Here is a 12058-nt window from a genome sequence, read left to right as displayed (position 1 = left end):
TATAAAATACTTATTCGCCAATAAACATATATAAGTTATTTGGCTTTATAACAGCATCTCCTGCATAAATAACCCAATCTGTTAAGTTATCAAAATCTAAATGATAACTATTTCCTTCACTCATATCTTCTATAAAATATGGTTCATTGATGAGTATTCCTTGAATCAGGTCTTCTGTAATATGTTGCATTTCAAACCACATATGTTCGCTTTTACCCTCTTCATAGGAAACACCAAACTTAGCGAGAAAACGAAACTCTTCATTGGATTTTTCAATTTGAAAAATGTTGCTGAAATACCCGAAAGTATTTTTCGCATTATAAGCCATACGATCGGTTTCACTATTTGTTTTATAGAACATGAGCCCTGTAGCTTCCTCGTGTTCTTTGAAAAAACTTTCAATATATTCTTCTGAAGTATTAAATTTGAATAAGAGAACGGATGGAGATTGATGGTATTCATCTCGGGCATCCATTCCGCCTAAGAATGTATTTTGTGCATCTATTGGCTGTAATTTCACTTCTTCATCCTCGATTGAAGATAATTGGCCCATACTCGTTTTATGCCCTATATAAGATAATCCTTTCTCCCACGGAACAGCGACTGTATGTATAGAACCTTGCTGACTATGCGCGATAACGATAGGCTCATTCATAGGGACTTGTCCATTCTCAACGGCATTATTAGCAAATGTTTGAAAGAGATCGCCAATGCCGTAGTAGGAAGAAATGCGATTTGGAATAATTAACTCTATTTCAGTTACGCCTGCTCTTAAAAGACCATGTGTATGAAACCAATGTTGCGTAGGCTCGCCTTCTTTATCGTCTTCATAAACGGAATGAATAACGTATAAGTCAGGAATGTCAGGTAATAATTCATTTTCAACGTGATATTCAATATAGCTTCTAGATAGCACTTTCATTGCTGCACTTGAATCGATTACAAATAACAAATCTGGGGCGAGGTTCCATAAAAACTGTAACTGCTGGAAAAAGCAGTCCAGTACATCGCCTACAAATAGCGTACGAGTGAAAATTTCAGTACCGAAAGCCGCATCTTCAAAATTACGATCTACGATTGTAGAATCTTGTCTATTGTACATTTTATATTCTTCTGGGTCATTCGCCTCATCAATATGCAGTTCATACGGTATGATTGTTTCATCCATATGTAACTCAACAATAAGGCTTGTCTCATCACTATAAACAATTTTTAACTCATCAACTTTAGTAGCGATAGTTTCTAGCCGTTGTTTTAACTGCTCAATTGTAATTCTAGTTGGTATAACGGCAATCATATCTGAAAAATGACGTTCTAATGTTCCATTCATAGCTGCGCGGTATGTTTCTGTTTGCACTTCCATCCAATCACTCCTATTCAAATGAATCCATTTTACATGCCAATCAAATGTCGATATTTTCTGTTTTCTCTCTCTAACATTATAGAGTGCATTTGTAGAAGGTGTAAAATTATTATTTTGTATTATAGTTTGAAAGCTTGTAAATTAAATAAATCTTTTGTAAAATTTGTCGAAAAATAGTTCTATATAACGAATCATTTGTTATGATAGAAATGCTGAGAAAATATGAAATAGGGAGAGGAAAATGGCTGTGAAGAAATTGTTAAGCGTCTTTTTATCATTCTTGCTATTGCTTTCATTTACTGGAACTTTAGCGCAAGCAGAAGAAACTGCTTCTATGTCAGTAGAAAAAGCAATTCAAGTATTTAAGCAGCAAGGAAAAACGAAGGGGATTGTGGAAGGCTATATTGTCGGATATACGCAAAGTTCTTCTAAATATACGAAGGATCCAGCTAAGTTTGATGATACAAACGTAGCAATTGCAGATTCGCCAAACGAAACGAATCCAGACAAAATCATGCCCGTTCAGTTGCCAAAAGGTGATGTGAGAACGGCAGTGAATGTAAAAGATCACCCTGAAAATATCGGGAAGAAAGTTAGTTTGACTGGGACTCTTGAATTATATTTTAGTAACCCAGGTCTAAAATCAGTAACAGCTTATAAGTTTCAAGGTGAAGGACAAAACCGTGTTAGCGATGTAGTAGCTTCACCGAACGGCGGAGAAGTTGCTAAAGGAACAGCGGTAACATTAACGACGAATACAGAAGGTGCAACAATTTACTATACGTTAGATGGCTCTAATCCTACTAATAAAAGTGTTCGTTATAATGGACAGATTATAGTGAATGAAAATAGTGTAGTGAAAGCAATCGCAGAAAAAGAAGGACTTACTTCTTCAGCAATTTCGACATTTTCATTTATTATCGTAAATAATGAACCAGTTCGTATTCATGACATTCAAGGAAAATCACATATGTCTCCTTACAACGGGAAGAAAGTAAACAATGTGGAAGGCGTTGTCACAGCGCTTGATAAAAACGGCTTTTATATAGAAGATAATCAGCCAGATAATGATCCAGCTACTTCAGAAGGTATGTACGTATATAAAAAAGATGCGAATGTAGCAGTAGGAGATCTTATTCAAGTTGATGGAGTAGTAGAAGAATATGTTGGACCAGGATATGCAGAGCGATTTGAAACAGACTTAACGACGACAGAAATTAAGGCGAGTCGCGTTGCTGTAATCGCAAAAGATCAATCTTTGCCAGCACCGATTGTACTTGGGGAAAACGGTGTGAAAATCCCGGAACAGATTATTGATAATGATGCATTCGGTTTATTTGATCCAAATGAAGATGCAATCGACTTTTATGAAAGTATAGAAGGCATGCGTGTTACGATGCCAACACCAAAAATTATTGCACCTCAGAAAAATGGAAATTTATATGTAACAGTAAAAAATGGTGGAGATAAAATAGTAACACAATATGGCACACCTCTATTAGATGAAAACCAATTAAACCCAGAGCGTCTTTCTGTGAAAGTACCTCGTGATTATGTAGCAAAAGTAGGAGATATTTTTACTGGAGATATAACAGGGGTAGTAGGATATGATTACGGTTCTTTCCGTATTTCGCCAATAACAGAACTGCCAGCTGTAGTGGATGGTGGATTTAAGCAAGTAGGCGCAAATATTCAGCCACGTCTTGATAAGTTAACGGTTGCTACATATAACATTGAAAACTTCTCAGCGAATAAAAAAGAAACAACAGATGAAAAGGTAAAAGCGTTAGCGTATTCTATTAAATACAACTTAAAAATGCCAGATATTATCGGTGTAGAGGAAATGCAAGATAATAACGGATCAATTAATGACGGTACAACAGATGCGTCATTAAGCGCAAAACGTATCATTGATGCAGTGCTAGAAATTCGTGGACCGAAGTATGAGTATGTAGAAATCGCTCCAAACAATAATCAAGACGGAGGAGCACCAGGAGCGAATATTCGCGTCGGCTTCTTCTATAATCCATCACGCGTGAAATTAGCGACGGTACCAAAGTTACTTGATAAAAATGTTGTTCGTATTGGAGACGAAAATCCATTATTTGAAAGTACACGTAAACCGTTAGCGGCAGAATTTACGTTCCAAGGACAAAACATTGTTGTCGTTGCAAATCACTTAAACTCAAAACTAGGAGATGCAACGCCATTTGGAAAAGTGCAGCCGCTCGTATTAAAAAGTGAAGACAAACGAATTCAGTTAGCACAAGAAGTAAATCATTTCGTGCAAGGAATTCAGAAAAAGAATACGAATGCACCAGTTGTCGTGTTAGGTGATATGAACGATTTCGAATTCTCTAAACCACTAAAAACACTAGAGGGAACAATCTTAAAAGATATGTTAAACACAGTGCCAAAAGAGAATCGTTACACGTACATTCACGAAGGAAATGCACAAGTGTTAGATCATATTTTAGTAACAAATAATATCGCACCACACACAATTGTAGATCCAGTGCACTTAAACTCAAATATAATGAAAGAGCACGGACGTGTAAGCGACCATGACCCAGTACTTGCTCAAATTGATTTGAAGAAAGCTTCTTAAAGAAAGGAACGCTTAGGTGACTAAGCGTTCTTTTTTGGCATCGTTATAGAATAGTATAAAGAGATGATTCCTTTTTTTGTAATCTAATGATAAAATTGATTGAATATTTAGTTTTTAATAAGGGGGACAACAATGCAGTTACAAATAAATGGAAAGGTAATGAATCAGTTTGCAATTTTTTTTAGTACGATCATCATGCTTCAGTTTGTAGCTGATATAACAGGACTTACAAGCAATCTAGATATTACGTATAACTTAATACATACAGCAGCTTCTTATATAACATTTAGTTTGGCGGTTATTTTCACTTTAATAGGTGCAAGAAGAGAATTAAGTAAATATGCAATTGTTTCATTATGTTTAGTAATAGCGATTAAAGCGATTTATTTTGTAGCGGTTGTTATTTTATGGGGATTGGCAGGTACACCGTAAGTGAATAGTAAATAAAACCCTAATTTCCAATATAGTAAGGAAATTAGGGTTTTATTATACTTGAAACGCTTTTCTGCACCGCTCTCTTTTTTGCAACCTTCGTCTATATTTTTTTCTATCACGTTTTACTCCTTGTATATACATGATTAAGCTAACGAAGAGGAAGAAGGCACATTGTATTGTCAAAATATATGGTGACATGCCATGCAGCGGCTGCCTTGGATCATATAAATGAATAGGTGCTCCGCCTATTGTAGGGAGTACCGTATTTAGCAGGACGTAAGGAATAGAGGTAGTTGCAAATGGAAATAGAAGCGCCATATAGTCCTTTTGGGACCATGCAGATGCAGCAAGTCCTAAAAGAGCCATCAAGCCTGCAAATAAAAAATTAATTCCGATATATACAGCAATGTAAGTGATGGGAGAAGTTTCATATAAGTTTGCGAACATCCCGTTATCATTTATAATGCCTGAACCAGCCGTTGGTACTCCGTCTGGAATGGTTAATTTGCAAAATAATAACGATAAGATGAATGGAAATGTATAAAGAAGTCCGCCGCAAAAAAATGTAACGATATATTTCGTTACTGAATAAGAAAATAAAGAAATTTCTTTACTGACAAACGGTTTAAAACCATCGGACTTATCCGAGTTATAACTTGTACTAAAGGGAAGACTTGCAATAACTGGCATTAATAATAAATAAACATCCATTTCATTTCCACGAAATCCAATCCATTTAATATCCGTCGATATAGGTCCATTCGCAGCGTCTCCTAAATAACGAATTACATAATAATAATGATAAATACAAATAAGAACAAATCCACTAAACATAATAATTAAAGAAACACGATTACAAAAAGCTTGCTTTATATTTAAACGAAGCGCACGCATCATGACTGAAAAAGCCTCCACTATTTTGATAAACTTGTCTATTTTCTATATTACTATTAATTGTAAAGATTTTCTTGTTTTTTTATTTGATTATTTGAAAAAGAGGAATTTTGTTGTTGTGAGGTAAGGGTTAGCTGAAATTAATTTTTCTAAAATATGGTTGACAATTAAGTATTACATTTGTAATCTTAATTATAGATTACAAATGTAATACTTAGGAGTGAAACATACGATGACAAATCAATTACCTAAAATATCTGAAGCGGAATTAGAAATTATGAAAGTACTTTGGTCGAATTCTCCACAAACAGCGAATGAAATTATAGAAGAACTGGAAGATGCAATGGACTGGAAACCGAAAACAATCCGCACATTAATTAATCGATTAGTACAAAAGGAAGCCGTTTCTTACCATCAAGATAAAGGGCGAATGTATGCTTATTATCCGTTAGTATCACAACATAATTATTTGCAAGTGGAAACGAAATCTTTACTAAAACGTTTTTGCGGTGCAGCGTTTAAGCCATTACTTGTTAATTTCTTAAAAGAGGAGAAATTATCTTCAGAAGATATTAATGAATTAAAACGCATTTTAGATGAGAAGACAGAGGAGAATAAGAGGAAGGATCGATAAAAATGATAAACACGCTTATAAATGTATACCTTCCTCATTTTTTTGATTGGCTTATAGAAACGTCACTTATGGCTAGCATATTAGTCGGATTTATTTTATGTATAAAAATTTTATTTAGAAATAAATTAACACCCCGGTGGCAATATATGCTGTGGATCGTATTAATGGTAAGACTCCTTTTACCGTGGTCGCCAGATAGCTCTTATAGCATTTACTCATTACTTTCCTATCGTTCTAGTGTATCGGAAGTTATTCCAAAAAATATGCCGGCTACTGAGAATATAGTGAACATAGAAAGCGACCGTAAAGTGGAATTGGAATCAAATCCTAAAATGGTGACAAAAACTAGCGAACCGGAAGTAGAAGTAAGTTCGGAACAACAGACTACATTTTCTTTATACAAAATTGCTTTGTATGTGTGGCTAGCTGGGGGCATCGTATTAGCATATATTACGTTTCGTACAAATAGACGGTTATATTCGTACATAAAGAAACAACCGGATATTACGAATGAACAGGTCGTTACAGTGTTTAATCGCTGTAAGCAGTCTATGAAAATAAAGAAGGCAGTTTCGTTACGTCTGGCGGGAAAGATTGCGAGCCCAACTGTGTTTAGTTTCTTTCGTCCGAAAGTATTACTATCAAAAAAACATATGAAAGTATTAAATGAACAACAATTACAATATGTCTTTTACCATGAGTTAGCTCATATTAAGAGAAACGATGTAGCTGTAAATTGGATTATGTACAGTTTAATCCTATTAAATTGGTTCAATCCGATTCTTTGGTACGCCTATTTTTGTATGCGAGAAGATCAAGAATTAGCCTGTGATGCATATGCACTTACTTTTATAGATAAAGAGGAACAAATTGCATACGGTCATACAATTATTACCCTTCTAGAACATTATTCCTATCAAGTACCAAGCCTAGCAAATTTAAGTAGAAATAAACGAACACTAAAAAGGAGAATCGTTATGATTAAAAAATTCCAAAAGAAATCGTATCGCCTTTCTTTACTTGGAGTGATTGCGATAGCAGCTATAGCAGGCGGATTTTTATTAAATGCAAGGATAACTGAGGGAGATGAAAGACAGGAAGAAAAAATTGTAGGAAAAAAGCAACATAAAGCGGCTTTTGAAGAAGCGATAGAAACAGTATTAGGTACACCAGAGAATGCAAGTAGAGAATGGGGTATGTCGATAAAGTCATATAAAATGAATACAGATTTTTTGTATTTGGCAGAAAAGAATTTTACGAAAGAAGAATTTGAGCAGTATGTTCAATTATTTAAGGAAGCGCAAGAAATTCATAAGAAAGCAATGGTTAAGAAAAATGTGCCTGAGAATTATGATGGAGATACAAAGGAATATAAACCTGAACGCTTGAAGAAAGCTGATCAAGAAAGATTAGCTACTATTGAGAAGACATTAAAGCCGCTTGAAGATAAGCTGGAGAAGTCTTTAACATATACTATAGAAGAAGCAAAAGAACATGTACCGTATCAAATTAAGCAGCCGACTTATATACCAGAAGGTTATGAGCTAAAGAGAGAATGGGCTGACTCATATTTTGGAAGAGATGTAGAATTAGTTATTAAATCAGAATATACAAAAGGGAAATATGGTTTTACGATTTATCAGTCAAGGATGTATATGGATGGTAATGTTAATGGTGGTAAGGATCCACTACACTATATGATGCCTGGAGAAGAGAATTTAGAAAGTTATAGTTTAGACGGGAAAGGAATGGTCTATAATAAATCTTCTCATGGAGAGGGGAAGTTAAGAGGCCTTAAAATGTTTGTACCAGCACAAGGTAAGAATAGTGATTATCAAATTGTCATAGTGAATGATATTTTTACAAGAGATACAAAGATATACGAAGAGATAATCGATGATGAGCTAACTAAGAAAGAAATGGAGAAAATATTACTTTCTATGTCAAAATAATAGATAGTGTTCTTAAACCTTTGGTTTTAAGAACACTGTCTATTTTATTAAATTTCTAGTGGGATCTAGTCAGCAATTATTTACGAATATATTCTAGCTTTCCATACAAGTATACTTTTTGATAAACTATGGACAGTATGATATACACTGACTGGAATTTTTTTATACTGGAAATAATAAAAAGAGAACTTGTATAGAATGTAAGCGTGTGGTAATATCAAAGATGTACTGATTGACTATATTATCCAATTGGTCATTTTTGGAGGTGACAATGTGGCGATAGATCGAAAACGTTCTATTATTGAAGCTGCAACAAAGTCTTTTTCAGCGTTCGGTTATAAAGCAACAACGATGGATCAAGTAGCGAAGTTAGCGAATGTAGGAAAAGGAACGATTTATACTTTTTTCAAAAATAAAGAAGAGCTATTTGGTGAAATTATTTCTAATTTAATTACAGAAATGAAGCAAGTTGCAGAAAGTGCAATTCGTTCAGATGTTTCATTTTTTGAAAATGTACATAGAGCATTATATAGCATCTTGGAATTTAGAAAAGAACATCAGCTCATGATTAAATTAATTCAAGAAGAGCGCGATATGGGAACGAAAGAAGTACAAGAAGTTATGCAACAAGTTGATGTGGAAATCGTTTCTGTTATTCAATCGTATTTAAAGATTGCGATTGAAAAAGGTGAAATTAGCAAATGTGATCCAGAAATTACAGCATTTATTATGCTTCGTCTATATGTATCGCTTATTTTTGATTGGGAAAAAAATCACGAACCGCTAGAAAAAGAAAAAATTGCAGAGTTATTTGAACTTTATTTATTAAAAGGATTGTCAAACTAAGATAATCCTTTTAATTTTATAAAAAATGACCGAATGAACAATGCGGTCATATATTTAAGTTAAGGGGGGATATAGAAAAGTTATAATCATAATAAGAAAAAGTTGCATAGTAATAAATTCAGGGATAAGGCATATGTATGAACAAGTATAGCCTTTTTGTTTGGGTAAAAATGACTATATGAACATTTTGGTCATTTTATAAAAAGGGGGAGAAATTATGAAAGGGAATCAGTTACTTCGGAAAGAGTTCACGGAAATTATAAAAAGTAAAAAAATATTAATTCCAATTATTGCGGTCTTATTCGTACCGATTTTATATGCAGGGATGTTTTTGTGGGCCTTTTGGGATCCGTATAAACAGTTAGATGACTTACCAGTTGCAGTAGTCAATTTAGATAAAGGCGCAGTATTTGATGGGAAACCAATTGAGGTCGGAAAAGGGCTCGTTGATAATTTAAAAGATAATAAAAGTTTTAAATGGGAGTTCGTAAGTGAAAAAGAAGCGAAGAAAGGAATGGAAGGTAGAAAGTATTACATGTTAGTGCGCATTCCAGATGACTTCTCAAGTAACGCTACAACGTTACTAAAAGACAATCCAAAGCCATTAAACTTAGAGTACATTCCAAACGAAAGTTTAAACTTCTTATCTTCACAAATTGGAGGAACAGCCATTGAAAAGATTAAAACTGAAGTATCAAGCACGTTAACGAAAACATATGCAGAGAAAATGTTCGATTCTATTAAAGACGTCTCAAAAGGATTAGCAGATGGAGCGGAAGGGGCAAGTAAACTACACGACGGATCAAGTGAGTTGCATGATGGTTCAAGTAAAGTGACGGATGGCCTTCATACGCTTCAAGGGAAATCTGGGGAGATGAAGGATGGAGTTGGGAAACTATTTGATGGATCTGGGAAAGTGACAGCAGGTTTAAATACGTTAAATAGCAAAACCGGTGAAATGCAAATAGGTATCGGGAAATTAGTAGATGGCTCCGGAAAAGTAACAGATGGTTTACATGTATTAAATAGCAATGTAGGTATCGGAAAATTAGTAGATGGGTCAGGAAAAGTAACAGACGGTTTACATGCACTAAATGGCAATGCGGGTATCGGGAAATTAGTAGACGGCTCAGGAAAAGTAACGAACGGTTTAAATACGTTAAATAGTAAAACAAGTGAGATGCAAACAGGTATCGGAAAATTAGTAGATGGCTCCGGAAAAGTAACAGACGGTTTAAATACGTTAAATAACAAAACGGGTGAAATGCAAAAAGGTATTGGCGAATTGCGTGATGGATCTGAGAAAGTGACCGGTGGTTTGAACAAGTTAGTAAGTAAATCCGGTGAATTAAAAACAGGAACAACTGATCTATCAAATGGTATGGAACAACTGGTTGGGGGACAAAAACAATTAGAGGTAGCTTCTCAAAAAATTGAAAAGGGTTTGCAAGATTTAAATAGTAAAGTGAAAAGTTCTGCTGCAGGTTTAGAGGAAATACAGTCGAAAGGCCCTTCTATATTGAATACAGTAAATGAGAAAATAGATGGAGCTGGGGCGAATGTAAATCAGTTAAATGAACTTACGCAATCAACAGCAGGAGATGCAAAAAATGCAGCGCAAGATGTAGCGAATTTACAAAAGCAAATCGAGAGTTTACCGAAAGAATATCAAGAGCAGTTACAACCATTTATAACAAGTGCTGTAAAAAGTACAGCTACAGTTCAACAAAAAGCTGCCGGAGTAGCAGGTGGAACAAATAAATTAAATGAAGAAGTAAAACAATTAAAAGGCGAAATAAATCAAAAAACAAGTGATGCACAAAACAAACTACCGAATACAGCGAAATTGGACTCTTTAACAGAGGGTATTGAGAAATTATCCAGTGCACAAAAAGGATTTGTTGAAAATTTCCAAGGGTTTGGTAAGAATTTAAATGTAGCAAAAGAAGGCGCAAATAAATTTAAAAATGAATCCGGTCAATTAATTGATGCGATAAATCAATTAGCAGATGGCTCTGGTCAAGTAACAGGCGGTTTAGGAACATTATCTGCAGGAGCAAATCAAATGGCAGGTGGTGTACATCAATTAGCAGATGGCTCAAGTCAAGTAACAGGCGGTTTAGGAACATTGTCTGCAGAAGCAAACCAAATGGCAGGTGGAGTAAATCAATTAGCAGATGGCTCAAGCCAAGTAACAGGCGGTTTAGGAATATTATCTGCAGGAGTAACGAAATTAGCGGATGGCTCAAGCCAAGTAACAGGCGGTTTAGGAATATTATCTGTAGGGGTGTCCCAATTAGCAGATGGCTCCGGTCAAGTAACAGGCGGTTTAGGAACATTATCTGTAGGAGCAAATCAAATGGCAGGTGGAGTAAATCAATTAGCAGATGGCTCCGGTCAAGTAACAACAGGCTTAGGCACATTATCAAATGGCTCAACCCAGCTAATCGACGGAGTAAATAAACTAGCAGACGGATCAGGAAAAGTAACTGATGGACTAGTGAAAGTAAATGATGGTTCAAGTGAACTTGCAGAGAAACTTGGCGAAGGAGCAGAAAAAACTGGTGAAGTAAAAGGGACGGATAAAACGTATGATATGTTTGCAAGTCCTGTAAAAGTGAAGACGGAGAAAATGGCGGAAGTTCCTAACTACGGAACTGGATTTACGCCGTATTTCCTATCACTCGGTTTATTCGTTGGGGCATTACTATTATCAATCGTATATCCATTACGTGATACAGTAGGAGTTCCAAAATCAGGATTTAGTTGGTTTATTAGTAAGTTCGGCGTACTACTATCAGTTGGTATTATTCAAGCGATAGTAGCAGATGTTATATTACTGTTCGGATTGGGTGTAGAAGTACAAAGCATTCCATACTTCATACTCTTTAGTATCATTACAAGTTTAGCATTTATCGCATTAATTCAATGTTTAGTAACAGCATTCGGTGATGCAGGCCGTTTTATTGCCATTATCACATTAATTATGCAGCTTACAACGAGTGCCGGAACATTCCCGCTAGAATTGATTCCGAAGTTTTTACAACCATTCAATGCTTGGTTACCGATGACATACTCTGTATCAGGATTGAAAGCAGTCGTATCGAGTGGAGACTTTGACTTCATGTGGCAAAACATAGGAATGCTCATGATCTTTATCGTTGTATTATCACTTGGAACGATCGCTTCCTTAACTTTGATGCACAAACGACAATTTAAAAATGTTGCTGAAAATCAATCGGTTGAAGCGTAGATAAAAGCACCTTTTTGGTGCTTTTTTATTTTAATAGAGGGCACATCTTTTCCTTAGTTCATCTATAAATCTT

The 12058-nt window shown here is 35.1% G+C and carries 8 protein-coding genes; 6 read left to right on the top strand and 2 right to left on the bottom strand.

The window, feature by feature from the left end:
- Positions 1 to 10 precede the first annotated feature (10 nt).
- Positions 11 to 1363 carry a DUF4026 domain-containing protein gene (locus ACTFSL_RS03780; RefSeq protein WP_440041185.1) on the bottom strand — a complete coding sequence of 451 codons (1353 nt, stop codon included), beginning with the start codon at positions 1361 to 1363 and terminating at the stop codon, positions 11 to 13.
- A 241-nt stretch (positions 1364 to 1604) separates the two neighbouring features.
- Here ACTFSL_RS03780 and ACTFSL_RS03775 point away from each other — a divergent pair, with 241 nt between their 5' ends.
- Positions 1605 to 3971, top strand: coding sequence for a DUF6359 domain-containing protein (locus ACTFSL_RS03775; RefSeq protein ID WP_326263361.1), 2367 nt, complete (start codon positions 1605 to 1607; stop codon positions 3969 to 3971).
- A 132-nt stretch (positions 3972 to 4103) separates the two neighbouring features.
- Positions 4104 to 4403: a hypothetical protein gene (locus ACTFSL_RS03770; RefSeq protein WP_001176843.1), complete on the top strand. Its 300-nt coding sequence runs from the start codon at positions 4104 to 4106 to the stop codon at positions 4401 to 4403.
- 54 nt (positions 4404 to 4457) lie between these two features.
- Here the strand turns inward: ACTFSL_RS03770 and ACTFSL_RS03765 are convergent, their stop codons facing one another.
- The gene (locus tag ACTFSL_RS03765) at positions 4458 to 5303 is read right to left on the bottom strand and encodes a hypothetical protein (RefSeq protein ID WP_000984145.1); all 846 of its coding nucleotides are present in this window, start codon (positions 5301 to 5303) and stop codon (positions 4458 to 4460) included.
- 229 nt (positions 5304 to 5532) lie between these two features.
- Here ACTFSL_RS03765 and ACTFSL_RS03760 point away from each other — a divergent pair, with 229 nt between their 5' ends.
- From ACTFSL_RS03760 to ACTFSL_RS03745, 4 genes are all read left to right on the top strand, one after another.
- Entirely contained in the window at positions 5533 to 5934 is a 402-nt protein-coding gene (locus ACTFSL_RS03760; protein WP_000184504.1) for a BlaI/MecI/CopY family transcriptional regulator, read from the top strand.
- Positions 5935 to 5936: 2 nt separating this feature from the next.
- Positions 5937 to 7886 carry a M56 family metallopeptidase gene (locus tag ACTFSL_RS03755; protein WP_416809773.1) on the top strand — a complete coding sequence of 650 codons (1950 nt, stop codon included), beginning with the start codon at positions 5937 to 5939 and terminating at the stop codon, positions 7884 to 7886.
- Between the two features lie 273 nt (positions 7887 to 8159).
- Positions 8160 to 8732 (top strand): TetR/AcrR family transcriptional regulator, encoded by a 573-nt coding sequence (locus tag ACTFSL_RS03750; RefSeq protein ID WP_000963381.1) that lies wholly within the window; start codon positions 8160 to 8162, stop codon positions 8730 to 8732.
- Positions 8733 to 8949: 217 nt separating this feature from the next.
- Positions 8950 to 11985, top strand: coding sequence for a YhgE/Pip family protein (locus tag ACTFSL_RS03745; protein ID WP_440041184.1), 3036 nt, complete (start codon positions 8950 to 8952; stop codon positions 11983 to 11985).
- Positions 11986 to 12058: the final 73 nt, after the last annotated feature.

The organism is Bacillus cereus group sp. MYBK108-1, assembly GCF_051917185.1.
GTDB classification, from domain to species: Bacteria; Bacillota; Bacilli; order Bacillales; family Bacillaceae_G; genus Bacillus_A; species Bacillus_A cereus.
This window is presented reverse-complemented; position numbering and strand designations above follow the sequence as displayed.